The 24816-nt window shown below is 59.7% G+C and carries 19 protein-coding genes and 3 pseudogenes; 13 read left to right on the forward strand and 9 right to left on the reverse strand.

Annotated elements, in window-relative coordinates:
* Nucleotides 1-44: 44 nt before the first annotated feature.
* The gene (locus K5K95_RS02700; protein ID WP_222590276.1) at nt 45-710 is read right to left on the reverse strand and encodes a DsbA family oxidoreductase; all 666 of its coding nucleotides are present in this window, start codon (nt 708-710) and stop codon (nt 45-47) included.
* Nucleotides 711-1287: 577 nt separating this feature from the next.
* On the opposite strand from K5K95_RS02700, the gene K5K95_RS02705 reads away from it, so the two are divergent.
* The 3 genes from K5K95_RS02705 to K5K95_RS02710 all read left to right on the forward strand — a co-directional run bounded on the left by K5K95_RS02705 (nt 1288) and on the right by K5K95_RS02710 (nt 2902).
* Nucleotides 1288-1656, forward strand: a complete 369-nt coding sequence (locus K5K95_RS02705) for a DUF6124 family protein (protein ID WP_222588280.1) — start codon at nt 1288-1290, stop codon at nt 1654-1656.
* Nucleotides 1657-1764: 108 nt separating this feature from the next.
* Nucleotides 1765-2070: a transposase gene (locus K5K95_RS32970; RefSeq protein WP_261398055.1), complete on the forward strand. Its 306-nt coding sequence runs from the start codon at nt 1765-1767 to the stop codon at nt 2068-2070.
* A 76-nt stretch (nt 2071-2146) separates the two neighbouring features.
* Nucleotides 2147-2902, forward strand: a complete 756-nt coding sequence (locus tag K5K95_RS02710) for an IS3 family transposase (protein WP_261398127.1) — start codon at nt 2147-2149, stop codon at nt 2900-2902.
* Between the two features lie 132 nt (nt 2903-3034).
* On the opposite strand, the gene K5K95_RS02715 is transcribed toward K5K95_RS02710, so the two are convergent.
* Both K5K95_RS02715 and metE read right to left on the reverse strand, forming a co-directional pair.
* On the reverse strand, nt 3035-4054 hold the full coding sequence (locus tag K5K95_RS02715) for an alpha/beta fold hydrolase (RefSeq protein WP_222588281.1): 1020 nt from the start codon (nt 4052-4054) through the stop codon (nt 3035-3037).
* Between the two features lie 231 nt (nt 4055-4285).
* Entirely contained in the window at nt 4286-6598 is a 2313-nt protein-coding gene (gene metE / locus K5K95_RS02720) for a 5-methyltetrahydropteroyltriglutamate--homocysteine S-methyltransferase (RefSeq protein WP_222588282.1), read from the reverse strand.
* Nucleotides 6599-6716: 118 nt separating this feature from the next.
* Between metE and metR the strand changes: the two genes are divergently transcribed.
* A complete protein-coding gene (gene metR / locus K5K95_RS02725) occupies nt 6717-7634 on the forward strand; it encodes a transcriptional regulator MetR (RefSeq protein ID WP_008155262.1) in 918 nt (305 codons plus the stop codon).
* 131 nt (nt 7635-7765) lie between these two features.
* Here metR and K5K95_RS02730 read toward each other — a convergent pair whose 3' ends face one another.
* The 4 genes from K5K95_RS02730 to K5K95_RS02745 all read right to left on the reverse strand — a co-directional run bounded on the left by K5K95_RS02730 (nt 7766) and on the right by K5K95_RS02745 (nt 10932).
* Entirely contained in the window at nt 7766-8263 is a 498-nt protein-coding gene (locus K5K95_RS02730; protein ID WP_222588283.1) for a GNAT family N-acetyltransferase, read from the reverse strand.
* A 2-nt stretch (nt 8264-8265) separates the two neighbouring features.
* Nucleotides 8266-8904: a LysE family translocator gene (locus K5K95_RS02735; protein WP_222588284.1), complete on the reverse strand. Its 639-nt coding sequence runs from the start codon at nt 8902-8904 to the stop codon at nt 8266-8268.
* A 25-nt stretch (nt 8905-8929) separates the two neighbouring features.
* Nucleotides 8930-9364 carry an NUDIX hydrolase gene (locus tag K5K95_RS02740; RefSeq protein ID WP_222588285.1) on the reverse strand — a complete coding sequence of 145 codons (435 nt, stop codon included), beginning with the start codon at nt 9362-9364 and terminating at the stop codon, nt 8930-8932.
* 188 nt (nt 9365-9552) lie between these two features.
* Nucleotides 9553-10932, reverse strand: coding sequence for an HD domain-containing phosphohydrolase (locus K5K95_RS02745; protein ID WP_222588286.1), 1380 nt, complete (start codon nt 10930-10932; stop codon nt 9553-9555).
* A 264-nt stretch (nt 10933-11196) separates the two neighbouring features.
* Between K5K95_RS02745 and K5K95_RS02750 the strand changes: the two genes are divergently transcribed.
* The 7 genes and pseudogenes from K5K95_RS02750 to K5K95_RS33485 all read left to right on the forward strand — a co-directional run.
* On the forward strand, nt 11197-13494 hold the full coding sequence (locus tag K5K95_RS02750) for an EAL domain-containing protein (RefSeq protein ID WP_222588287.1): 2298 nt from the start codon (nt 11197-11199) through the stop codon (nt 13492-13494).
* Nucleotides 13491-15365 carry an EAL domain-containing protein gene (locus tag K5K95_RS02755; RefSeq protein WP_222588288.1) on the forward strand — a complete coding sequence of 625 codons (1875 nt, stop codon included), beginning with the start codon at nt 13491-13493 and terminating at the stop codon, nt 15363-15365. Before K5K95_RS02750 ends, K5K95_RS02755 begins: the two co-directional genes overlap by 4 nt.
* 44 nt (nt 15366-15409) lie before the next feature.
* Nucleotides 15410-16369: a cytochrome-c peroxidase gene (locus K5K95_RS02760; RefSeq protein ID WP_222588289.1), complete on the forward strand. Its 960-nt coding sequence runs from the start codon at nt 15410-15412 to the stop codon at nt 16367-16369.
* On the forward strand, nt 16366-18177 hold the full coding sequence (locus tag K5K95_RS02765) for a DAHL domain-containing protein (protein WP_222588290.1): 1812 nt from the start codon (nt 16366-16368) through the stop codon (nt 18175-18177). Before K5K95_RS02760 ends, K5K95_RS02765 begins: the two co-directional genes overlap by 4 nt.
* 110 nt (nt 18178-18287) lie before the next feature.
* Nucleotides 18288-18563, forward strand: a pseudogene (locus tag K5K95_RS33475) (response regulator transcription factor); the annotation flags it as partial.
* Between the two features lie 204 nt (nt 18564-18767).
* Nucleotides 18768-18854 (forward strand): annotated as a pseudogene (locus tag K5K95_RS33480) (hypothetical protein); the annotation flags it as partial.
* Between the two features lie 444 nt (nt 18855-19298).
* A pseudogene (locus K5K95_RS33485) lies at nt 19299-19577 on the forward strand (sensor histidine kinase); the annotation flags it as partial.
* Nucleotides 19578-19702: 125 nt separating this feature from the next.
* Here K5K95_RS33485 and K5K95_RS02775 read toward each other — a convergent pair.
* Nucleotides 19703-21028, reverse strand: coding sequence for an APC family permease (locus tag K5K95_RS02775; protein ID WP_222588292.1), 1326 nt, complete (start codon nt 21026-21028; stop codon nt 19703-19705).
* Nucleotides 21029-21268: 240 nt separating this feature from the next.
* Nucleotides 21269-22090 (reverse strand): carbon-nitrogen hydrolase family protein, encoded by an 822-nt coding sequence (locus tag K5K95_RS02780; RefSeq protein ID WP_222588293.1) that lies wholly within the window; start codon nt 22088-22090, stop codon nt 21269-21271.
* Between the two features lie 124 nt (nt 22091-22214).
* Here K5K95_RS02780 and K5K95_RS02785 point away from each other — a divergent pair, with 124 nt between their 5' ends.
* Nucleotides 22215-23015 (forward strand): helix-turn-helix transcriptional regulator, encoded by an 801-nt coding sequence (locus K5K95_RS02785; RefSeq protein WP_222588294.1) that lies wholly within the window; start codon nt 22215-22217, stop codon nt 23013-23015.
* 180 nt (nt 23016-23195) lie between these two features.
* On the forward strand, nt 23196-24815 hold the full coding sequence (locus K5K95_RS02790; RefSeq protein ID WP_222588295.1) for an FMN-binding glutamate synthase family protein: 1620 nt from the start codon (nt 23196-23198) through the stop codon (nt 24813-24815).
* Nucleotide 24816: the final 1 nt, after the last annotated feature.

The following is a 24816-nucleotide window of genomic DNA, read 5'->3' on the forward strand; positions in this document are numbered from 1 at the left end:
ACGCAAAGCGTGGGAACGATCTCATCTCTTACGATCTCATTCGGTCAGGTCACGGAGCCACCTTTGGCTTCGCTCATGATCTGTCGGATCGCCGCGACAAAGGTCTCCACCGGCTGCCCGCCGCTGACCGCGTATTGCCCGTTGAACACCACCGTCGGCACCGAACTCACCCCGCGCGACAGCCACAACTGCTCTTCTTCGCGAACCTCTTTGGCGAACTCGTCCGAAGCGAGAATCGCCTCGGCCCGCTGCCGGTCCAGCCCGACGCTTTCAGCAATCCGCGCCAACTGACCATGATCAGACGGATTGCCGCCATCGGTGAAATACGCCTTGAACAGCGCTTCCTTCAAATTGAACTGCAACCCTTCCAGCCCCGCCCAATGCAGCAGCCGATGGGCATCAAAGGTGTTGTAGATACGGCTATTGCCGTCGGTGCGAAAGGCAAACCCGACCTCGGCGCCACGGGCGCGGATCATCTCGCGGTTTTTCTGCGACTGCTCCGGGGTCGAACCGTACTTTTCGCTGATGTGTTCGGTGATGTTCTGCCCCTCAGGCCCCATCTTCGGGTTGAGCTCGAACGGCTGAAAATGGATCTCGGCCTGGACCTCGTCACGCAACACCTCCAGCGCGCGGGTCAGGCCGTAGAGGCCGACGACACACCACGGACAGGACACGTCGCTGACGAAATCGATTTTCAGGGGGGTACTCATCATTCACCTCGCAGGCTTGGATCGCGCCGGAAAGTTCGAACGATACACCTGAGAGGGCCGAGGTGGCAGCCGTTCTACCAATCCCTGTGGGACAGCAGTGCCAGTCATTCCACATATCCTGTGGGAGCGGGCTTGCTCGCGAAGGCGTCGCATCAGTCGCCATCTGCTTATCTGATACTCCGCTTTCGCGAGCAAGCCCGCTCCCACAAGGGATTTTCAGTGTTTTGGAGGGTGTGTTTAGTTCCGTTTAAGGTTACTTCCTGAAAGCTACAGCGCCTTGCGTCGTTGCCTACGACCACGTCAGAATCCGCCGGCTTGTGCGGTTTTGGGGCCGTCGGTAACTTGGTTCGTGTCACTGATTCCCAGTGATCGGGTTTAGTAGCCCGGCCTTTCCAACCCGGACGTACAAGCGTCATCTAGTCAGGCATTCGCCTGCACTCGATGGTAGCTGTGCGCATGGCGTCCTCGGACGCGCCGGTATTGGGTTGGTGGCCGGTCTACTAACTTGCGCACAGCTGCCACCCTTCCGTTTAGTAGCGAGACAGGTTGCAGCTCTACTAACAGGAGTACCAACCCAATGTTCAAGCCAACGCCGAACCCACCAGAAACCGACGACGTTTCCCCCTACGAATCCACCGATCCCAAAAAGCTCAACGAAGCCGCCGACCGCGCCCTCGATTACTACCTAAAACCGGTCATCCCCCAAGCTACCCCACGCAAACCCAGCACCATTTTCCTGATCGCCCCCGACATCGACGACGAAACCCTGCTGGCCAACGCCTGCGAGTCGCTGGCCTCGGCGAGCGTGATGCTGAGTGATTTTGCCGGGCTGGTCGAAGGCACCCACCGCAACACCCTGCTCGGCATTCAGCAATCGGTCATGCTCGGTGAACTGGCGGTGAACCGCCTGCTGGATAATCTCGATCCACCGGGTTGCACCGTCTAACTGAGATTTCACTCACACCAAAAACCAACTGTGGGAGCGGGCTTGAACTGGCCTAATAATTCCGGACACTTCTTAAGGGCGATATGATTTCGCCAATTTGGAGGTTCCATGAAAGAAAGAAGAGTCTTTTCCCGCGAGTTCAAACACCGTGCGGCCAACATGGTGATTGATGACAATTGTTCGGTACAGGAAGTCTGCGCGTCGCTGGACATTAGTGCCACAGCCTTACGACGTTGGGTGGATCAGGTTCGCAAGGAACACAAGGGGCAACCGGTTCAAGGCACCAAGGCCATTACCGAAGATCAGCGCCAGATTCAGGATTTGAAAGCCAAAATCAAACGCATGGAAATGGAGGCCGAGATCTTAAAAAAGGCTACCGCTCTCTTGATGTCGGACCCCGATCGTTTTCGATGATCGCGGAGCTAAGAGAGTCATACCCGACCGCCATCTTGTGTCGCGTTTTCGACGTTAAGCGCAGTAGTTTTTATGAATGGGTTCAGCGGTGCACCAAGCCAAGGATCAGACGCGAAGAACTAAGAGGCAAAGTCGTCGAGTTACACAGCGAAAGCCGGGAAGCCATGGGTCCAGAGCGATCAGCAAGCATCTTCAGGCCCAAAACATAGCTGTAGGCAGAAGCCTGGCTAAAGCACTGATGAGGGAGGCCAACATTGTCAGTAAACAGCGCCAGCCTCACCCATTCAGATCCAAAGGAGTTGAAGCATTTGTCGCGCCCAATCTGCTTAAGCGCAATTTCAAGCCAGCCGCGGTCAACCAAGTCTGGTGTGGCGACGTTACCAGTTTGATGGTGGGTAAGCGCTGGGTTCACCTGGCCATCGTGATCGACTTGTTTGCGCGCCGTGTCATTGGTTGGGCATTTTCCCTGGTTAATGACGCCAACTTGGTTAGCAAAGCGCTACGGATGGCGACAGAGCTTCGAGTGTGCATACCTGGACTGATGTTCCATTCGGATCAAGGCTGTCAGTACACCAGCCGCAAGTTTCAAGAGGAGCTGACGCGTCATGGCATCTTGCAAAGCATGAGTCATCGCGGGCAGTGCTGGGACAACGCTCCAACAGAACGCTTTTTCGGCACTCTGAAGTCAGAATGGGTGCCGCGTGGCGGCTATGGCACGAGCGAAGAAGCACAAACCGACATGGTCCGTTTTTTCATGTACTACAACCGCACCAGGCTCCACAGCTACAACAAATACTTGTCGCCAATAGCCATGGAGCAAAAAGCGGCATAAACACCGTAACCGGTGTCCGGATTTACTTGACCAGTTCAGCTTGCTCGCGAAGGCGGTGTGTCAGTCGGTGGAGATATTGACTGACACACCGCCTTCGCGAGCAAGCCCGCTCCCACAGTGTTGGGTTGGGGGTTACAGGAGATTGGGGTTCGGCACCGGATCGATCTGCGCCCAATGCGATCTGTCTTCACGGTGCGCCTGCAAATACGGCAACACCGCCGCCAGCAATGGCGCCTTGAACGCTTCCTGGAAACGATGCGCCAACCCCGGAATCAGCTTCAACTGACTGCCACGGATATGCGCCGCCAGGTGCACGCCATGCATCACCGGCAACAACGGATCGGCCGTGCCGTGAACCACCAGTGTCGGCACTCGCAGTTGGTTGAGCAGCGCCACGCGGCTGCGCTCGGCGAGGATTGCCATGATCTGGCGCTTCACGCCTTCGGGGTTGAACGCCCGGTCATAAGACAGCGCCGCCTGATGCAGCAACACCTGACGATCATCACTCACTGACGGGCTGCCCAGCGCCGCCAACAAATCGGCCTGCTGCTCCAGCGCCACTTCACGACTTGGCGCGCTACGACGGGCGAGCAATTGCAACAGCGCCGCACTCGGCGCCGGCAAGCCTTCGGCTCCGGAACTGGTCATGATCAGGGTCAGACTCTCGACCCGTTGCGGCGCCATCGCCGCCATGTGCTGGGCAATCATCCCGCCCATGCTCGCGCCCAACACGTGGAATTGCTCGACGTGCAACGCGTCCATCAGGCCAAAGGCGTCGTCCGCCATGTCGGTCAGGGTGTACGGCGCCGACACCGGCAACCCGAGTTTGTAGCGCAGCACTTCGAAGGTCAGGTTGGCATCGGCAGGCGTTTGCCGCCACGTGGAGAGGCCGACATCGCGATTGTCATAACGAATCACCCGGAAACCCTGCTGACACAGCGCGACCACCACCTCGTCCGGCCAGTGAATCAACTGCCCGCCCAGACCCATCACCAGCAATAACGCAGGGTCGGAAGCACGGCCGATGCTCTGGTACGCCAGGCTCACCTGCGCCAGATCGGCATGTTCGGTTGGAACATTGACGTCGCAACGAGACGCCGCCAAAGACGGCAGGCCAAACAACAGAGCGGCCAGAAAAATAAATACACGCATGAAAAAACACCAAAACGCAGAACCCCAGTAGAGCGCGAGTCTGATGAAGTTTGATCAAGCGCGCTGCCACAGTTACGTGACAGTTTGATGAAGATTGCCGAGCGGTCGTTTTCAGGACCGCGTTATCGTTCATCGCGAGCAGGCTCGCTCCCACAGTTGATCTCCTGCGCACACATGATTTGTATTCACTGAAAATCCAATGTGGGAGCGGGCTTGCTCGCGATGGCGTCCTTAAGCCAACCGACTACGCAACTGCCGCGCCGCCGCCACCATGTTCACCAACGCCGCTTCAGTTTCCGGCCACGCTCGGGTCTTGAGTCCACAATCCGGATTCACCCACAACCGCTCTGCCGGAATCCGCTTCACCGCTTTGCTCATCAACTTGACCATCTCGGCCGTGTCCGGCACCCGTGGCGAGTGGATGTCGTAGACGCCCGGGCCGATGTCGTTCGGGTAGTCGAAGGCTTCGAAGGCTTCCAGCAATTCCATGTCCGAGCGTGACGTTTCGATGGTGATCACGTCGGCGTCCATGGCCGCGATGGATTCGATCACGTCGTTGAATTCGCTGTAGCACATGTGGGTGTGGATCTGGGTTTCATCGCGCACACCGGAGGCGCTCAGGCGGAACGCTTCCACGGCCCAATCGAGGTATTCCTGCCATTGTGCCCGGCGCAGCGGCAGGCCTTCGCGGAAGGCGGCTTCGTCGATCTGCACGATCTTGATGCCGGCGGCTTCCAGGTCGACCACTTCGTCACGCAGGGCCAACGCCAGCTGCTGCGCCTGGATCTTGCGCGAGACGTCTTCGCGCGGGAACGACCACATCAGCATGGTCACAGGACCGGTGAGCATGCCTTTCATGACCTTGTCGGTGAGGCTTTGCGCGTAGGTGATCCAGTCGACGGTCATGGCGTGCGGACGACTCAGGTCGCCGTAGATGATCGCCGGTTTGACGCAGCGCGAACCGTAGCTCTGGACCCAGCCGAAACGGGTGAACAGGTAGCCGTCCAGTTGCTCGGCGAAGTATTCGACCATGTCGTTGCGTTCGGCTTCACCGTGCACCAGCACGTCCAGGCCCAGGCGCTCCTGGATTTGCACGGCGTGGCGGATTTCGCTGTGCATGGTGTCGGTGTAATCGTTGGCCGAGAGCTTGCCTTGCTTAAAGGCCTGACGCGCCAGGCGAATCGAACCGGTTTGCGGGAACGAGCCGATGGTGGTGGTCGGGAACGCCGGCAGTTGCAAGCGCGCCTGTTGCTGCGCGATGCGTTTGGCAAACGGTGACCGGCGCTGACTGTCCGCTGCGCCAATGGCATTGAGGCGTGCCTGGACTTCGGCTTTGTGGATGCGCGGCGACTCGACGCGGCTGGTCGCAATGGCACGGCTTTGCGCAAGTGCGGCTTGCACCTTGGGCGATTGCGGGTCGTTGAGGGCATCGCGCAGCACGGCGATTTCACCGCACTTTTGCACGGCAAAGGCCAGCCAGGATTTCAGTTCAGGGTCGAGTTTGTCTTCGCGCTCCAGATCAACCGGGCTGTGCAGCAGCGAGCAGGAACTGCTGACCCACAGGTTCTCGCCAAAGCGCTCCTGGGCCGGCTGCAATTGTGCGAGAGCTTGCTCCAGTTCGCAGCGCCAGACGTTGCGCCCGTTGACCAGCCCGACCGAAAGAATCTTGTAGGTCGGCAGACGATCCAGCACCTGGCCGAGTTGATCCGGCGCACGCACGGCGTCGATGTGCAGGCCTTGCACCGGCAGGCCGACGGCCAGGCCGAGGTTGTCTTCCAGGCCACTGAAGTAGGTCGCCACGAGTTTCTTCAGCGGCGAGTACTGGAGGATGTGATAGGCGCGTTCGAAGGCGTTTTTCCAGGCTTGCGGCAGGTCGAGGGTCAGGATCGGTTCGTCGATCTGCACCCATTCCACGCCTTGCGCGGCGAGGCGACCGAGGATTTCGTTGTAGACCGGCAGCAGGCGTTCGAGCAATTCAAGCTTGTCGAAGTCGTTGCCTTTGGCTTTGCCCAGCCACAGGTAGGTCAGCGGGCCGATGATCACCGGTTTGACCTCATGGCCCAGCGCCTTGGCTTCGTCGACTTCGTCGAACAGCTGTTCCCAGCTCAGCTTGAATTGTTGGTCAGCGCTGAATTCCGGGACCAGGTAGTGGTAGTTGGTGTCGAACCACTTGGTCAGTTCCTGGGCGTATTGCGCGGTGCCGTGTTCGCTGCCGCAGCAGGCTGCCGTGGCGCCACGGGCCATGGCGAACAGGGTGTCGAGGGTCGGCAGCCCTTGGGCATCCCTGCTGCTGTCGAAGCGCTCGGGAATTACACCGAAGGTCAGGGAATGGGTCAGGACCTGGTCGTACCAGGCGAAGTCGCCGACGGGCAGCAGGTTGATGCCGGCGTCTTTCTGCAATTGCCAGTGGCTGGCGCGCAATTGGCGGCCGACGCTGTTCAGTGCGTCCTGATCCAGATCGCCCTTCCAGTAGGATTCGAGGGCTTTTTTCAATTCGCGGTCCGCGCCGATGCGGGGGAAACCAAGTGTGTGCGCCAGAGCCATGGTGAGTTCTTCCGATAAAGAGGCTGTAAAACATGGCGCTATTGTCGACAGCCAACCCAACATGAGACAAACTCAACCTTTTCGTGTTGATCACAAGTTTTCCTCATGGAGCCATCCGGTGCTTGAAATCCGTCACCTGAAGACCTTGCACGCCCTGCGCGAAGCCGACAGCCTGGTCGACGCCGCCGACCGGCTGCACCTGACGCAGTCAGCCCTGTCCCACCAGTTCAAGGAACTGGAAGAGCGCATGGGCATGCCGTTGTTCGTGCGCAAGACCAAACCGGTGCGTTTCACCAGTGCCGGTTTGCGCCTGCTGCAACTGGCCGACGCGACCTTGCCGCTGCTGCGTGGCGCCGAACGTGATATCGCACGGCTGGCGGGCGGTACGGCGGGCCGGTTGCACATGGCGATCGAGTGCCACAGTTGCTTCCAGTGGCTGATGCCGACCATCGACCAGTTTCGCGATGCCTGGCCGGAAGTCGAGCTGGACCTGGCCTCGGGCTTCTCCTTTGCCCCGCTGCCGGCCCTGGCCCGGGGCGATCTGGACCTGGTGGTGACCTCCGATCCGCTGGAACTGGCCGGGATCACCTATGTGCCGTTGTTCACTTATGAAGCGATGCTTGCGGTGGCCAACCAGCACCGCTTGGCGAGCAAGGCCTACATCGTTCCGGAAGACCTGCTCACGGAAACGCTGATCACCTACCCGGTGGAACGCGATCGGCTGGACATCTTCACCCGCTTCCTGGAACCCGCCGACATCGAACCGGCGCAGGTCCGCACCTCGGAACTGACGGTGATGATGATGCAATTGGTGGCCAGCGGGCGCGGCGTGTGCGGAATGCCGCATTGGGCGCTGCATGAATACAGCTCACGCGGCTATGTGAAGGCCAAGCGGCTGGGCGAGAAGGGATTGTTTGCGACGCTGTATGCCGGGATTCGCGCGGACATGCTGGATGCGCCGTACATGCGCGATTTCTTGCTGACGGCCAAGGACACGTCGTTCTCGACCCTGGACGGGGTCAGCGCCGTTCGCTAGCGCTACCGATCGTTCCCACGCTCTGCGTGGGAATACCGCCAGGGACGCTCCGCGTTCCGCTTCACGAACTGACGCAGAGCGTCAGAGGATGCATTCCCACGCGGAGCGTGGGAACGATCATTGTGGTGGGTTCAGAGCTCACGCCACATATGGATTTTGTCGAAGTAGTCTTCGCCGACGCGCACGGCCATCGGTTCGAGGCCGAACTGGATGAAGCCGCAGCGCTGGTACAGGTTGAAGGCCGCTTCGTTGCCGGCGGTGACGGTCAGCTGGATCAGCCTCAGGCGTTCATGGTTCTGTGCCTCGGCCAGTGCCGTCTGCACCAGGCGATAACCCACCCCGCGCTGCCGGACTTTCCCGGACACGTACATGCCAAACAGTGTTGCCTTGTGCCAGGCCTTTTGCCGCGGTTCGAAGGCGACGCCGACGATGCCCACCAGCGCGCCCTCTTCGAGCGCGCCGAACACCACTTCCAGCTTGCTGGTCAGCCGCGACTCCCACCAACTCAGCGGCATCGTGGCGCGCTCGCGCACGCTTGAGGTAAACGCCTGCGGATGCAGGTCGTAGGCTTCAAGCATCAGTGCGCGATAGTCCAGGGCATGGCTGGCATCCAGGCGCTCGATCCACATGGTCAAGCCATCCGCCGCTGCTCAAGCATCAAGCGCACCGCCAGCGCTGACAGGACAAAACCCATGAAATAGCGCTGCACCGCCAGCCACGACGGGTTGTTGACGAACCAGGAGGCGATGCCCGCCGCGAAGATTGCGATCAGCAGATTGACGCTAAAACTGACGCTGATCTGGGTCAGGCCCAGCACGATGCTCTGGGTGAACACCGAACCGTGTTCAGGGGTGATGAATTGCGGAAACACCGACAGGTAAAACACCGCGATCTTCGGGTTCAAGGCACTGGTGAGAAAGCCCATGGTGATCAGTTTGCGCGATGAGTCCGGCGGCAATTGTTGCGCTTCGAACGGCGAACGCGCGCCGGGTTTGATGGCCTGCCAGGCCAGCCACAGCAAGTACAGCGCGCCCGCCCACTTGAGCACTTCATAAGCCATCGGCACGGCCAGAAACACCGCGGTCAAGCCGGCAGCGGCGGCGAACAAATGCACGAAAAAGCCCGCGACCACGCCAAGCAATGAGGTGACGCCGGCCTTGCGCCCCTGACAGATCGAACGGGAAATCAGGTAGATCATGTTCGGCCCCGGCGTCAGTACCATCAACAGCGCGGCGGCAGCGAAAATCAGCAAGTCTTGTAGCGGGATCATGGGGGCAATCCTAGTCCGTGAATGATCAGGTGGTCGCGGTCAGCGAAGCTCGATAAAACGGCAGGATCAGGTCCCGTGTCAATGGCGCCAACGTGAGATTGCCATCGGTGGCCGGGTCAATCCAGCACACCTCTTCGATCTCCGCGGCAGGCGAGACGTCTGCGTCGATGGTCAGCTGAAAGAGTTCGGCCTGGACCACATGGCCCGGCTCGTTGGCGGCCGGTGCCGAAAAAGGTCCCAGATACCGCGCGCGTGCAGGGTCGATGAGCAGGCCCAGCTCTTCTTCCAGTTCACGGGCCAGGGCCTGGACCGGTTGTTCATGGGGTTCGATCTTGCCGCCGGGTTGCATGAACGCTGCGGTGCCGCGCTTGCGCACGAGCAAGGTGCGACCGTCGGGACCGATCAACAGGGCGGCGGCAATGCGGATGATGCGGGGGGAAGCGGCGGATGAAAGCGTCATGGATGAGGTCAGGCCTTAGGTAAAAACCGCAAGGATCACATGAGTGCCGGGACGTCGTCACGGGGAAAACTGCCGCCAGGCACTGCCGGAAACTGTGTGGGAGCGAGCCTGCTTGCGATCAACGATGACGCGGTCTACCGGAAAAAATGCGTCGTCCGAATCGCGAGCAGGCTCGCTCCCACAGTGGATCAGTGCTGCGGCTGAGCAACCTCCAGCGCCCCGAGGATCGCGCCCTCCACTTCTTCCGGCACTTTCACGAAAATGCTGTATTTCGCCCCTTCCATCGCCTCGAAAGCGATCAGCTTCTCGATCAGCGGCCCACTCAGCACTTTGCCCGCGTTGAGCAGCAACATGCCGTTATCGGCATTGAGGTTGCGTGCCAGCAGCATGCCGGCGGCCAGGTCCCGGGTGGTCAGCACTTTGACCGTCGGATCGGCCAGCGAGACGTCGCTCAGGTAGGCAGCACAGACCTGAATGAAGTCCTCGACCAGATCCGGGTCATACAGCCGCCCGGCGTACTGGCGGATATAGACCAGCGCTTCATCGCTGTTCATCTGGCGCTCAAGGATCAGCCCGCGCTGCAACTCGATGAAATCCACCGCCAGTTTCAGCCAGCGCGATCCGAGCGGAATCGCCTCGCCCTTGAGCCGGTCGGGGAACCCGCTGCCATCCCAGCGCTCCTGATGGTGAAGGATCAGGCGCGCCGCATCCTTCATCGGATCGAGGGTCATCAGCAACGATTCGCTTTGCTTCGGGTAACCGCGATAGCGCTCGCGATCGGTGTGGTGCAGCAGGTCCGAAGGCGCACTGATCATGCTGTCGGTCCAGCTCAGCTTGCCGATGTTGTAGAGCGCCGCAGCCATGGTCAGGTCGCGGGTGCTGCCCTCGTCCACGCCATGGAGTTTGCAGTACACCCGCACCAGTTCAATGATCTGCCGGTTCGTCTGCTTGGCAGGCGGCAAGCGCAGGTTGGCCAGCAACGAGAACACCTCGGTGCCGGTGACATAGCTGTGTTTGAGCTCTTCGTACGCCAGGTCGAGCATGTCGGCGGTCTGTTGCAGTTCAGAAGTGCGGGCGGCGACGTGTTTTTCCAGGGTCGCGTTCAGGACCTTCAATTCTTCGTTGCGATGCCACGTCTCGCGCACCAGACGCAGCCGTTCACGCTCGGAGTGCTGGTAGGCCAGCGACTGTCGCAACGTCAGCAGTAATTCCTCATCGTGCCAGGGTTTGCTGATGTAACGGTCAATCTGGCCTTCGTTGATCGCTTTGACGATCGTTGTCAGATCGGCGTACCCGGTCAGCAAAATGCGCAGCGTATCGGGATAGTGCTGGTGAATGTGCGCCAGCAGCGTCGCACCGTCCATATTGGGCATGCGCGCATCACTCATCACCAGGTCGACGGGCTCCAGCGCCATGATTTCCAGCGCCTGGGCGCCGCTGGTGGCCAATAACACCTCGTAGGGCTGGCCGCGCAGAAGTCGACGCAGACTGTTGAGGATCGATTCCTCATCGTCGACCAGTAACACCCTGGGTCTATAGGTGATCGTGGGGGGGAGTTGCTCTTCCATGGCATAACCTCAAGCGAAACGGGTACATCGTGCGTCAGGTCGCAGCCAAACAGTCCCCTTTGGCCAAGCCTGACCTACAGGCTAGATGATTTTGCACACTTGTTCTGGAAATGATTCGTTTCAGTCGGGTAGGCGAAGTGCCGCACAGGGGACTATGCTGCATTCACTCGGATCCATTATCTGTAACGCATGGCCACGTGATCAGGGAAAGGATGCCCCTATGAGCACATTACACCGCACTGCATCCGTTCCGGCCGTACGCTTATGAGTACGCTGCTGGCGCGAACCAATCGTCGGATTCTCATCGTCGACGACACCGCTTCGATCCATGCGGACTTCATCAAGATCCTCAGTCCGCCTTCAATCGATGACGAAGACCTGACCAACGCCGAAAAAGCCCTGTTCGGGACGCAAGCGACGGCAGTACTGCAAAGCTTCGTGCTCGATTCGGCGTTTCAGGGCCTTGAAGCCCTGAGCAAGGTCGAGCACGCACTGGCCAATGACCTGCCCTACGCGATGGCGTTCATCGACATGCGCATGCCGCCGGGCTGGGACGGTCTGGAAACCATCGAACGGCTGTGGCAGGTCGATCCCAAGCTGCAAGTGGCCCTGTGCACCGCCTATTCCGACTATTCCTGGGAAGACATCGATGAACGGCTGGAGCTGGGCGATCGCCTGCTGATTCTGAAAAAACCCTTCGATGCCATAGAGATCCGTCAGATGGCCAGCGCCCTGACCGCCAAATGGCAGATGACCGAAGACGCGGCGCTGAAGATGTCGCTGCTGGAGCAGGCCGTCGAGGAGCGCACCCGGGAGCTGTCCGATGCCAACATCATCGTGCAGAACAGCCCGACCATTTTGTATCGCCTGCGCGGCGAACCGTCGTTTCCACTGATGTACATCTCCCACAACATTACCAAGTATGGTCACGTCGCGGCGAACCTGGTCGCCTCGGCCAACTGGGCCCGGGAGCTGATTCATCCTGACGATCAACCGAAAGTCGATACGGCGATGGCCCGGGTGCTGGACCGTCACGCGGCGGGAGCCTCCATCGAGTTCCGCATGCGCACCAGCGACGGTGCCTGGCGTTGGGTGGAGAACCGCTATATCCCGGTGCGCGACGATGAAGGACGCTTGCTGGAAGTCGAAGGCATCATCATCGACGTCACCGAGCGCAAAGTCGCTGAAGAGAAAATCGCCCTGCTGGCCCGCACTGACGGACTGACCGGGCTGGCCAACCGGGCCACCCTGATCGAGCGCCTGCACCAGGCGTTCGCCGCCGCGCGTCGGGGGGCCACACCGTTCGCGATGTTCTACCTGGACCTGGACCACTTCAAACGGATCAACGACACCCTCGGTCATCCGGTGGGCGACCTGTTGCTGCAAGAGGTGTCCCGGCGGATCAAGGCCTGCGTGCGGGAAAACGATGTGGTCGCGCGCCTCGGCGGCGATGAGTTCGCCATCCTGCAACTGGACGTCAGCGACCCGACTCATTCCGCGGCGCTGGCCGCCAAGGTCCGCGATGCGCTGGTGCAGCCCTACCTGCTCGCCAGCAATGACGTGCGCGTTTCAGTGAGCATAGGCATCAGCAGCTACTCGCCGCTCATCACCAGTGCCGACGGTCTGCTAGGCCAGGCCGACATGGCGCTCTATCGCTCCAAGGAGAAGGGCCGCAACCAGTACCATTTCTATTCCGAGGAGATCAATCAGGAAGTGGTCGAACGCATGACCATCGCCAATGACTTGAAAGACGCCATCAAGCATGGAGAGCTCGATCTCAAATACTGGCCCGAAGTGGAACTGAGCAGCGGCAAGATCCTCGGCATGGAAGCCCAGGTCGTCTGGAATCACCCCGAACGTGGCTTGCTGGAAGGGCCGGCGTTCTTGCCGGCGGCGGAAAAAACCGGCGCCATTATCGCCCTCGGTCATTGGGTACTGGATCACGCCTGCCAACAGATGCGCCAGTGGCGCGATGAAGGCATGGCGCCGCCGGTCATTGCCATAAAGCTGTCACTGGCCCAGCTCAAGAGTGGTCCCGAACTGATCTATGACGTGCTACGCACCACCGCGCGCTATGAACTGTGCCCCTGGGACCTGCGTTTCGATGTCACCGAAGCGACCCTGGCCCAGACCAAGTGGACCCACAACGATGTACTGCCGCGCCTGCGCGAGCTGGGGGTGAAGATCGCCATCGATGACTTCGGCACCGAATATTCCTCCTTCGATTACCTCAAGACTTACCAGGTCAATCACCTGAAACTCGCCCAGGCGTTCATCGACACCGCGGCCCGGGACCCGGCTTGCGCCAACACATTGCGCGCCATCATCAATTTCGCACGTGAGGTAGGGATCGGAATCATCGCCGAAGGTGTCGAAACCCAGGAACAGCGTAGTTCGCTAATGGCCACAGGCTCGCCAATGAATGCACAGGGTTTCTTCTTCAGCAGAGCGGTCAGCAGCCAACAGGCCGCTCACTTGCTCAAAGCCGGCAGTATCATGCCCGCCAGCTTTCAAACCGGACCGATCCGGGACAATCCGCCCTCCACGGAGGACAAGGGATGAAAACGTCGTCCGTGCAGACCAACCGGCGCATCCTGATCATTGATGACACGCCCTCGATCCATCAGGACTTTCGCAAGATCCTCGGCCCCGACACCGAAGACGAACAGTCCCTGGCCGGCACTGAAGAAGCGCTGTTCGGTACGCCCAAGTCTGACCGGCTGACGTTCCAGCTCGACTCGGCCTATCAGGGCCAGGAAGCGCTCGAACTGGTCAAGCGCGCCCAGGCCGAAGGTCGCCCCTACGCAATGGCCTTCACCGACATGCGCATGCCGCCAGGTTGGGACGGCCTGGAAACCGTCGAACAACTCTGGAAGGTCGACCCGCATCTGCAAATCGCCTTGTGTACGGCCTTTTCGGATTACAGCTGGGAAGAAATGGCCGAGCGGCTCGAGTACGGCGACCAGTTGCTGGTGTTGAAAAAACCCTTCGACAGTGTGGAAATCCGCCAGATGGCCAGCGCCATGACCTGGAAATGGCAGATGACCCAGGACGCCGAGACGAAAGTGCAAAGCCTGGAGCAAACCATCGAGGCACGCGTCCACGAACTGCTCAAGGTGTCTCACCTGCTGCAATACGACGTGTTGACCGAGCTGCCCAACAGCACGCTGCTCGGTGATCGGCTGAACCAGTCCCTGGCATTGTCCCGCCGCCATGACAAACAACTGGCGGTGATGTTTGTGGGTCTTGACCGCTTCAAGCGCATCAACAATGCACTGGGGCACCCGGCCGGTGACGAAATGCTCAAACGGGTCGGGCAGAACCTGGTGTCCACGGTGCGCGAGTCCGATTCGGTGTTTCGTTACGGCTCTGACGAGTTCGTGGTGATCCTGGCCGATATCCGCCATCCGCAACAAACCAAAGGCATCGCCGAAAAAGTCCTGAGCGCCATTCGCGCTCCCCAGCACATTGCCGGCCATGACTTGAGCGTGACCGCCAGCCTGGGCATCAGCATTTATCCCGATGACGGCTTCGATGCCATCGCGCTGATCAAGAAAGCCGAAACCGCGATGCGCAACATCAAGGAAATCGGCCCGAACGACTTCAGCTTCTTCCTCGACGAAATGAATCAGCGCGCGCGGGATCAGCAAAGCATCGAAACGGGGATTCGCCTGGCACTGGAGCGCGACGAATTTGTCCTGCATTACCAGCCCAAGCTCGACCTGGGCACAGGTCAGGTGGTGGGTGCGGAGGCCTTGATCCGCTGGCTCAAACCCGGGCATGGCCTGGTTTATCCGTCCGACTTCATCGGTGTCGCCGAAGACAGCGGGCTGATCGTGCCGTTGAGCAAATGGGTACTGGCCCAGGCCTGTCGGCAAGCCTGCGCCTGGCAGGCCGCCGGTCTGCCCAAACTGTGCATGTCGGTGAACGTATCGCCCATCGACTTTCGCCAGCGCGGTTTCGTCGAAGGCATTGAACAGGTCCTTGAACAAACAGGCCTGGACCCGTCATTGCTGGAACTGGAAATCACCGAAGGGGTGTTGATGCAGAACGTCGATGCCACCGTCTCTGCCCTGAACCGCATAAAAGAATTGGGTGTGCGACTGGCCATCGACGACTTCGGCACCGGTTATTCCAGCCTGAGTTACCTGCGACGATTCCCTATCAACGTGCTGAAAATCGACCAGTCGTTCATTCGCGGCCTGACCCGCGACAGCAGCGATGCGGCGTTGGTCAGCGCCATCATCAGCCTGGGCAAGAGCCTCAAGCTGAGCGTCATCGCCGAAGGGGTGGAAACCCTCGAACAGCTGGATTTTCTAAAGGCCCATCAGTGCGAGGAAGGCCAGGGTTATTACTTCAGCAAAGCCGTCGAGCCAGAGGCCTTTGTGAAGTACATGACATCGGTGAAGTCTCCCCCGTTCGCAACCACCTGACCGATATGAAGCGACGCTTCGGCCATCTGCCAAGGAATCAAAAGATGTCGCCATTCTTCTACTGTTTGTTGCTGGTGCCTTTGCTCGGGCTCAGTGCGGGCGCGGTCGGCGAACCGCTGCATGAGCCGCTTAAACCATTGCCGGCCGCTCCGGAACAAAACCCGCTGCGTGTCGAACTGGGTCGCCAGTTGTTCAACGAGCCCCGCTTGTCGGTCAACAACAGCCTGTCCTGCGCCAGCTGTCATCAACTGAAAATCGGTGGCGCCGATGACAAGGCATTTTCGATTGGCTTCAACGGCCAGCCAGTGACCATCAACACCCCCAGCGTATTCAACGCCAGCCTGAACTTCCGCCAGTTCTGGAACGGTCGCGCCGACACCCTCGAAACCCAGGTCCACACCGTGGTGCAAAGTTCCAGTGAGATGGGCAGCAACTGGGAGCACGTGGTGCAGACCCTGTCGGCCGATCCGGCGTATCACCGTGCATTCGCCAACGCCTACCCGGACGGAGTGACCGAGCTCAATGTGCAAAATGCCCTGGCCACCTACGAGCGCACGCTGCTCAGCGCCAACTCGCGTTTCGACCAATACCTGAAAGGCAATACCGACATTCTCACCACCGAAGAAAAATACGGTTACCAACGCTTCAAGGATTACGGCTGCATCACCTGCCATCAAGGCGTCAACATCGGCGGCAACATGTTCCAGAAGTTCGGCGTGATGGGTGATTACTTCAAGACGCGCGGCAACCCGACCGAAACCGACCTGGGGCGCTATCTGGTGACCAAGGACGAAGAGGACCGCAACGTGTTCAAGGTCCCAAGCCTGCGTAACGTCGCCGTCACTGCGCCGTACTTTCACGACGGCTCGGCCAAAACCCTCGAGGACGCCGTGGACGTGATGTTCACCTTTCAGCTGGGACGCGTCCCGTCCGCAGACGACAAGGGCCTGATCATCCAGTTTCTCAAGACCTTGACCGGTGAATGGGAAGGCAAACCCTTATGAAAATGTCCCATCGCAGCAGCCTGGCACTCCTCGGCATCGCGGCGCTGTTACTGGCCTCGACGCTTTTGTTTCTGTACCTCAAGTCCAGCTCGAACCAGACGTCGACCTACACCGAATCCCGGTATCTGATTTCCCGGATGAAACAGCTGAACGCGCAATGGGAAACGGAAATCCTCAAGGCCCGGATAGACACCAACCACAACTACGATCCGCTGGTCACGCCGCTGACCGAGATGACTCAGTTGTGGGCACGGTTCGACACGATGGAATCCAGTCACGGCCGTAATGATTCGCCCGTCTGGCGTGCCAGCCATGATGCCTATCTGGGCGCCTTCGAGGAAAAATCCCGGCTGGTGGAACAGTTCAAATCGCACAATGCCGTCTTGCGCAACTCCCTGGCGTTCCTGCCGACCGCCGAAGATGACATTCAGCAACCCCTTGCCCAGTTGCTGGATGGCGACAAACTGCAGCTGCAAAACATTGCCACAGACACCTATGACCTGCTGCTCAGCAGCCTTGAATTTGCCCAGGTCACTTCCGATGACAAAGCCGCCGACATTCTGGTGGGCCTGAACAAACTGAGCGTGAACAAGTTGCGCCTGCCGGAGGCGTTCCACCGTCCGATCGATATCCTCAGCAATCACATCGCGTTGATCCTGCGTGAACAGCCAGTGGTCAACCGCTTGCTGGAAAACATCGAAGCCATTCCCGTGGCCGAACGGCTGGACGATATCACCGACTTGCTGAACAAGGATCAGCAGCAGGCCGATGCGATCGATCAGCGCTACCACTTCTACATGCTGGTGTTTTCCGTGCTGCTGGTGTTGTTGCTGGTGTACCTGGCGATTCACTTGATGCGCAGTTTCACGGTGATCAACCGCGTCAACAAAGCCCTGCAAACCGCCAATGACGACCTCGAACAACGGGTTGAAGAACGCACCCGCGAGCTCAAGGATACCCAGAGCGAGCTGCTCGATACCGCACGCCTGGCCGGCATGGCCGAAATCGCCACCAATGTGTTGCACAACGTCGGCAACGTGCTCAACAGCGTGAACATTTCGGCTGACCTGGTCTCGCGCAAACTGCGCAGCAGCAAGGCTCAAGGGCTGGGCAAGGCCATGCAGATGATCAACGCCCATCCTGGCGACCTTGGCGCGTTCCTGACCCAGGACGAGAAAGGCAAATTACTGCCCGGCTACCTGAACCAACTGGTCGAAGCCATTGCGCTCGAACAACACAGCATGACCGACGAACTCGCCCAACTGACCAAGAGCGTCGATCACATCAAGGACATAGTCGCGACCCAGCAGTCCTACGCCGGAGCCAACAACCTGACGGAACCGCTGCACATCAGCGAGTTGCTCGAAGATGCCCTGCGCATGAATTCCGGCGCCCTGACCCGGCACCACGTGACGGTGATCAAGGAGTACAACGACGTGCCGCAGGTCATGGGGGATAAACACCGTTTGCTGCTGATCCTGATCAACCTGATCAGCAATGCAAAATACGCCATGTCGGACCTCAGCAATCGCCCGCGAAAAATGACCCTGGGGGTGAAAATCGTTGAAGACGCCACCCTGCAGATCAGCGTCAAGGATGATGGCGAAGGCATCGCGCCGGAAAACATGACGCGAATCTTTGCTCACGGTTTTACCACCCGCAAGGAAGGTCACGGCTTCGGTCTGCACAGTTGCGCCCTGGCGGCTATCGAGATGAACGGCCACCTCAGCGCGCACAGCGACGGGCCTGGAAAAGGTGCACTGTTTACCCTGCAGATCCCGCTGAAAACCGTTACGGAGCAGGCATGAACGAACCTTCGAACCGACGCATTCTGCTGATCGACGACACGCCGTCCATTCACGAGGACTTTCGCAAGATCCTCACGCCGGTGGCGGTGCAGCAAGTCGAACTGGACGAAATGGAAGCCGCGCTGTTTGGCATCGAAGTCAAAGCCGCGGGTACCCTGTTCGAACTGGACTCGGCTTACGGCGGCCAGGAAGGCCTGGAACTTCTCAACCTGGCCTTGCAGCAAAATCGCCCATACGCCCTCGCCTTCGTCGACATGCGCATGCCCGAAGGCTGGGACGGCGCGCAGACCATCGAACATTTGTGGCGGCAAGACCCGCACCTGCAAGTGGTGGTGTGTACCGCCTATTCCGACTATTCCTGGGATGAACTGCTGGAGCGTCTACACGCACATGACCGCTTGCTGATCCTGAAAAAACCCTTCGACAACATCGAAGTCCAGCAGATGGCCAACACCCTGCTGACCAAGTGGGAAATGACCGAACGGGCCTCTGTGCAGATGAGCCACCTGGAGCACCTGGTTAACCTGCGCACGGCCGAGTTCAAAGAGGCCAGCGTGGCGTTGCAGCGAGAAATCGACGAGCGCAAACAGCTTGAATCGCAATTGGTGCAGTCGGAAAAACTCGCCTCCCTGGGTCAGTTGGCGGCCGGCGTCGCCCATGAAATCAACAACCCCATCGGCTTTATTTCTTCCAACCTCGGCAGCCTCGAGGGTTACTTCAAGCAACTGCAGGCCATGCTCGATGCCTATCGCGATGCCGAAGAGGCGATTGCCTCAAGCGAAGTGCTCGAACGGCTTGGGCAGTTACGCGAACAGGTCGAGCTGGAGTTCCTGCGCGAGGACATTCCGTTACTGATCAAGGAATCCAAGGACGGCATCAACCGCGTCGGGCAGATCGTCAAGGACCTGAAGGACTTCTCCCGCGTGGACTCGAACCAGGAATGGCAGTGGACCAATCTGCAACAGGGCATCGAATCGACCCTGAACATCGTCGCCAATGAACTCAAGTACAAGGCCGATGTGCTGAAGGAATATCAGGTGTTGCCCGACATCGAGTGCCTGCCGTCGCAAATCAATCAGGTGATCATGAACCTGATCGTCAACGCGTCTCAGGCAATGGGACCGCAACGGGGCACCATTACGCTGCGCACCGGGGCTGAGGGGCAAAAGGTCTGGATCGAGGTGGCAGATACCGGCGCGGGTATTGCCCCGGAGACCCTGCAAAAAATATTCGACCCCTTCTTCACCACCAAACCGGTGGGCCAGGGGACGGGGCTGGGTTTGTCCCTGTCCTATGGCATCGTCAAAAAACACCGGGGCGATATCACGGTGCGTAGCGAGGTGGGCGAAGGGAGCACGTTCCGGGTCGAGTTGCCCGTGCACCAGACAAAACCCGCCTGAACACAATTCTAAAATGTGGGAGCGGGCTTGCTCGCGAATGCGGTGTGTCAATCGCTATTGATAGTGAATGACACGGCCTCTTCGCGAGCAAGCCCGCTCCCACAGGGTTATGCAGGGTCCGGGGGTCAGGTGGCTTCCTGGAAATCCATCTCCGGAGGCTGGCGGCGGAAACCGCTGGTCAACACCGCCAGGTACACCACGCCAATCGCCAGCCAGCTCAAGCCCAGGTAAATCGCCAGGTGATCGAGGCTGACCATCAGCCACAAATCGGCGGCCAGGCCAATGAACGGGAACAACAGGAACAGCACGAATTCACGCAGCCCCTTCTTTTCACCGCCGATCCAGTAATGAAAGATCACCGACAGGTTCACCAGGCTGAACGCCAGGAACGCGCCAAAGTTGATGAACGAGGTCGAGGTGGTGACGTCCAGTTTCAATGCCAGCAATGCAACCACGGCGCACAACAGGATGCTGTTGACCGGTGTGCCGAAGCGTTCGTGCAACGTGCCGAAGAACGACTTGGGCAGCACGCCGTCACGGCCCATGGCGAACAACAGACGCGAACCACTGGCCTGAGCCGACAGGCCCGACGCGAACTGGCCGACGATCAGGCCAATCAGGAAGATTGTCACGAACAGATCGCCACCGATGTTGCGGGCGATTTCATAAGCCGCCGAGTCGACGTTGTCGAACTGGAACGAGGGATGCGCGATCTGCACGAAGTACGAGACGCTGACGAAGATCAGCCCGCCGATCAGGGTAATCAGCATGATCGCCCGCGGGATGGTGCGGCGCGGATCACGGGTCTCTTCGGTCAGGGTGCTGACCGCGTCAAATCCAAGGAATGAATAACAGGCGATGGCCGCACCGCTCATGATCAGCGGCATTTGCATGTCGCCGTTGAAGAACGGCTTGATCGACCACAACGGCGTGCTCGCATCGCCACCGACGTAGTGGATGCACAGCGCGACGAAGGCGATCAGCACCAGGAACTGCACCAGCATCAGCAAGGCGTTGATGCCGTTGGCCAGTTTCAGGCCGACGATATTGATCGCACTGGTGATGCCGATGAACGCCAGCACCCAGATCCATTGCGGCACGGCCGGGAACGCGGAGTTGAGGTAGGCCGCACCGATCAGCCAGATCGCCATCGGCAGGAACAGGTAATCGAGCAGCACCGCCCACCCGGCGATAAAACCGAGTTTGGGGCTGATCGCTTTGCGCACATAACTGTAGGCGGAACCGGCGACGGGGAACGCCGACGCCATTCGGCCATAGCTCATGGCCGTGAAAAACATCGCCACCAGCGCCGCCAGGTAAGCGGCCGGCACCATGCCGGCGGTGGATTGAGCGAGGATGCCAAAAGTGCCGAGCACAATGATCGGCGTCATGTAGGCAATGCCGAACAGCACCACCGAACCCAATGACAGGGTGCGTTGCAAACGAGCCATGAGCGACTACTCCGAATTTATTAGATTTATGGCAGAGCCGAGTTCGGCGCTAAATTTCGGGTGTTTCGTTGTTGTAATTGGGTGCAAAGTCAAACAGGTGTGTTGTTTGGGCTGGCCTCTTCGCGGGCAAGCCCGCTCCCACATTTGATTGCTGTCGTTCACTCATCCTGTGTCTGCCGAAGATCCTGTGGGAGCGGGCTTGCCCGCGAAAGCGTCAGCCCTGACGACACGGAATCCGGATCAGCGCGAAGGAATCAGCAACTCCCGAACACCAGAAGCCTGCTCAACAACGTCCCCCGGCAACTTCAGCCGTTGATCATCCAGGTACCGATAGTCCTTGCGTGCCGCTTCCAACTGGCTGAAATCCAGTTCAACCGCAAACTGCCCCTCTTCCCGTCCGGCTTCGAACAGCAACGTGCCCAGCGGATCCACCAGCGCGCTACCACCAGCAAATACCAGTCCGTCGTCGCTGTCTTTCACACGGTTGACCATCAGCGCGAACGCCTGGTTTTCCTGGGCCCGGGCCATGATCGCGGTGCGGTGAGTCGGGCCGTAAGGGTCCATGTTGCCGTTGGTGACGATCAGCAGTTCGGCGCCCAGCTGCGCCAGGGCGCGGGCGGTTTCCGGGAATTCAATGTCGTAGCAAATCAGCAGGCCGACCCGCACGCCGTTCCACTGGCAGGTGGCGTAACGGTCACCGGCCTCGAACACGCCGCGATCTGAAGCCCACAGGTGCGTCTTGCGGTATTTCAGCGCGATGCCTTCGGGGGTAATCAGCAGCGTGGTGTTGTAGAAACGGCCGTTGTCGTTCTCGGCCATACCGATCACCACCGCGATGTTGCGCTCACGGGCAGCCGCCACAATGGCGCTGACGGTCGGCCCGTCGAGCGGTTCGGCGGTCTGCGCCACGGTTGCGGCAGTAGGAAAGCCCATCAGGTGGGTTTCCGGGAAGACGATCAGTTGTGTGTCGCCAGCGCAGGCTGCAATCGCCGCCAAAGCGCGTTCGAGGTTGTACGCAGTGCCGTTGTCACGGCCCGCCAACTGGGCGAGTTCGACTTTCATGGGGAGTCCTTGTAATGGGCCGGGCGGCAGAAAGATTGCCCGGTCTGTGTCTGTGCGCCAGTATGCGCAGCAAGCAGCGGGCCGGGGAATCACGCCGCTGGGGTAACCCGATAGGGGTAGAGGCATGACACTTTCGTTAGACGACATCGCTTGGCACCGCTCGGTCGGACAACTGATCGACGCGCTGGACAAGCCCAATTTCTGGACGCAACTGGTGCGCCTGCTGGGTCAGTACGTGACCTTCGACAGCTGGGTGGCCCTGCTTTTCAGCGCCGATCAGCACCCGCAAGTGTTCGCCGAATGCCCCGGTCTGGACGGCAGCCCGGATCAGCTCTTCCAGGATTACCTGCGCGGCCTGTATTTGCTGGATCCGTTCTACATCGCCTGCCGCGAGCAATCGCGCACCGGCCTCTATCGTTTGTCGGAAGTGGCGCCAGAGCACTTCGAGCTGACCGAGTATTACCAGCGCTACTTTCGTCTGAATGTGGTGGCCGATGAAATCCAGTTCAATTGCCAACTCGAAGGCGACCGCACGCTGTGCCTGTCATTGGGCAGCCAGCAGCGTTTCAGTGGTCAGCAGATTGCCTTGTTGTCGCTGATCCAGCCTTGGGTGCTCGGCCTGTTGCGCCAACGCCTGCCGTACGAAATCAACGAGGTTGTAGCGCTTGCGCCAGCACCGGTCCAGGGTGACTGGCGGGTGCAACTGGAGGCTTCGGTGCAGCAACTCAAAGGCGCGCAATTGACGGCGCGGGAGCTGGATGTCGGCCGTTTGATGCTCAGCGGTTGCTCCAGTAAAGAAATCGCCCGTAAGCTGGAAATCTCTGTAGAAACCGTGAAAGTCCATAAAAAACACATGTACAGCAAGCTGGGGATCAAATCCCAGTCCGAGCTGTTTTCGATTTTTCTCCAGGCGCAGAATGCCTGACTGCGCAGTGGTGTGCTTTCGCTTTTACTGTGGGAGCGGGCTTGCCCGCGATAGCGACCTTTCAGAAAAAAATCTGTTGTCTGACACGGCGCAATCGCGGGCAAGCCCGCTCCCACAGGGATCTTCGAATCCGCTACACCTTGCACTGCACACGACCGAGTCCGAACCCAAGGAAACCGTATGAGCCTGTCACTCCTGAGCCGCTACGCCTTCTTTGCCGCTTGCGTGATCTTTACCCTCGCCAGTCTGCCTTTTCTGCAACACGACTGGCTCTGGCCGATCACCGCCGTCACCGGCGTGCTCAGCCTGATCGGCATTTTCGACCTGCTGCAAAGCCCGCACGCGGTGCGCCGCAACTACCCGATCCTGGGCAACATTCGCTATCTGGTGGAGGGCATTCGCCCGGAAATCCGCCAGTACCTGCTCGAATCCGACAGCGACGCCCTGCCCTTCTCCCGGTCCCAGCGTTCGTTGGTCTATTCGCGAGCCAAAAATGAAACCGCCGACAAACCTTTCGGCACGCTGATCGATGTCTATCAATCGGGTTTCGAATTCATCGGCCACTCCATGCGCCCGGCACCGTTGAGCGACCCGAGCAGCTTCCGGGTCATCGTCGGCGGCCCGCAGTGCACGCAGCCGTACTCGGCGTCGGTGTTCAACATCTCGGCGATGAGCTTCGGCTCGCTCAGCGCCAACGCCATTCGCGCGTTGAACCAGGGCGCCAAACTCGGCAACTTCGCCCACGACACGGGTGAAGGCAGCATCAGCGCCTATCACCGGGAAAACGGTGGCGACCTGACCTGGGAATTGGGCAGCGGCTATTTCGGCTGCCGCACCGCAGACGGACGCTTCGACCCGGAGCGCTTCGCCGCCCAGGCGCAGACGACGCAAGTGCGGATGATCGAAATCAAGATGTCGCAAGGGGCCAAACCCGGTCACGGCGGCATCTTGCCCAAGCACAAGGTCACCAAGGAAATCGCCGAAACCCGCGGCATCATGATGGGCGAAGACTGCATCTCACCGTCGCGCCACAGCGCGTTTTCCACGCCGATCGAACTGATGCATTTCATCCAGCAATTGCGTGAACTGTCCGGCGGTAAACCGGTGGGCTTCAAGTTCTGCCTCGGCCACCCATGGGAATTCATGGGCATCGCCAAGGCCATGCTGGAAACCGGCATCCTCCCGGACTTCATCGTGGTCGACGGCAAGGAAGGCGGCACCGGCGCCGCCCCGGTGGAATTTACCGACCACATCGGCGTACCGATGCGCGAGGGCTTGTTGTTCGTGCACAACACCCTGGTCGGCCTGAACCTGCGGGACAAAATCAAACTCGGCGCCAGCGGCAAGATCGTCAGCGCCTTCGACATCGCCAGCGTGCTGGCCATCGGCGCCGACTGGGCCAACTCGGCACGCGGCTTCATGTTCGCTATCGGCTGCATCCAGTCACAAAGCTGCCACACCAACAAATGCCCGACCGGTGTCGCCACTCAGGACACCCTGCGTCAGCGCGCTTTGGTGGTTCCGGACAAGGCTCAGCGGGTGTTCAACTTCCACCGCAACACGCTCAAGGCCCTGGCGGAAATGCTCGCGGCGGCCGGGCTCGATCACCCGTCGCAGTTGTCGGCCAAGCATCTGGTGCGCCGCATGTCGGCGACCGAGATCAAGTTGTTCTCGCAGTTGCATGTGTTCTTGAAGCCGGGGGAATTGCTCACCGGAGAAGTGAACGGCGAGTTCTACTCGCGGATGTGGCAGATGGCGCGGGCGGATAGTTTTGAGCCGAATGAGCTGGTTGCTGCGTAAC

It is taken from the genome of Pseudomonas sp. DR48 (assembly GCF_019823085.1).
In the GTDB taxonomy this organism is placed as follows: domain Bacteria; phylum Pseudomonadota; class Gammaproteobacteria; order Pseudomonadales; family Pseudomonadaceae; genus Aquipseudomonas.

What these genes read in the sequence shown, in the direction of transcription:
- K5K95_RS02760 (WP_222588289.1), top strand. Translation starts at nt 15,410, where the DNA reads ATGTCGCCATTCTTCTACTGTTTGTTGCTGGTGCCTTTGCTCGGGCTC.
- K5K95_RS02745 (WP_222588286.1), bottom strand. Translation starts at nt 10,932, where the DNA reads ATGGAAGAGCAACTCCCCCCCACGATCACCTATAGACCCAGGGTGTTA.
- K5K95_RS02740 (WP_222588285.1), bottom strand. Translation starts at nt 9,364, where the DNA reads ATGACGCTTTCATCCGCCGCTTCCCCCCGCATCATCCGCATTGCCGCC.
- K5K95_RS02785 (WP_222588294.1), top strand. Translation starts at nt 22,215, where the DNA reads ATGACACTTTCGTTAGACGACATCGCTTGGCACCGCTCGGTCGGACAA.
- K5K95_RS02710 (WP_261398127.1), top strand. Translation starts at nt 2,147, where the DNA reads ATGGGTTCAGCGGTGCACCAAGCCAAGGATCAGACGCGAAGAACTAAG.
- K5K95_RS02735 (WP_222588284.1), bottom strand. Translation starts at nt 8,904, where the DNA reads ATGATCCCGCTACAAGACTTGCTGATTTTCGCTGCCGCCGCGCTGTTG.
- K5K95_RS02705 (WP_222588280.1), top strand. Translation starts at nt 1,288, where the DNA reads ATGTTCAAGCCAACGCCGAACCCACCAGAAACCGACGACGTTTCCCCC.
- K5K95_RS02780 (WP_222588293.1), bottom strand. Translation starts at nt 22,090, where the DNA reads ATGAAAGTCGAACTCGCCCAGTTGGCGGGCCGTGACAACGGCACTGCG.
- K5K95_RS02775 (WP_222588292.1), bottom strand. Translation starts at nt 21,028, where the DNA reads ATGGCTCGTTTGCAACGCACCCTGTCATTGGGTTCGGTGGTGCTGTTC.
- K5K95_RS02755 (WP_222588288.1), top strand. Translation starts at nt 13,491, where the DNA reads ATGAAAACGTCGTCCGTGCAGACCAACCGGCGCATCCTGATCATTGAT.
- K5K95_RS02715 (WP_222588281.1), bottom strand. Translation starts at nt 4,054, where the DNA reads ATGCGTGTATTTATTTTTCTGGCCGCTCTGTTGTTTGGCCTGCCGTCT.
- K5K95_RS02790 (WP_222588295.1), top strand. Translation starts at nt 23,196, where the DNA reads ATGAGCCTGTCACTCCTGAGCCGCTACGCCTTCTTTGCCGCTTGCGTG.
- K5K95_RS32970 (WP_261398055.1), top strand. Translation starts at nt 1,765, where the DNA reads ATGAAAGAAAGAAGAGTCTTTTCCCGCGAGTTCAAACACCGTGCGGCC.
- K5K95_RS02700 (WP_222590276.1), bottom strand. Translation starts at nt 710, where the DNA reads ATGAGTACCCCCCTGAAAATCGATTTCGTCAGCGACGTGTCCTGTCCG.
- K5K95_RS02750 (WP_222588287.1), top strand. Translation starts at nt 11,197, where the DNA reads ATGAGTACGCTGCTGGCGCGAACCAATCGTCGGATTCTCATCGTCGAC.
- K5K95_RS02765 (WP_222588290.1), top strand. Translation starts at nt 16,366, where the DNA reads ATGAAAATGTCCCATCGCAGCAGCCTGGCACTCCTCGGCATCGCGGCG.
- metE (WP_222588282.1), bottom strand. Translation starts at nt 6,598, where the DNA reads ATGGCTCTGGCGCACACACTTGGTTTCCCCCGCATCGGCGCGGACCGC.
- K5K95_RS02730 (WP_222588283.1), bottom strand. Translation starts at nt 8,263, where the DNA reads ATGTGGATCGAGCGCCTGGATGCCAGCCATGCCCTGGACTATCGCGCA.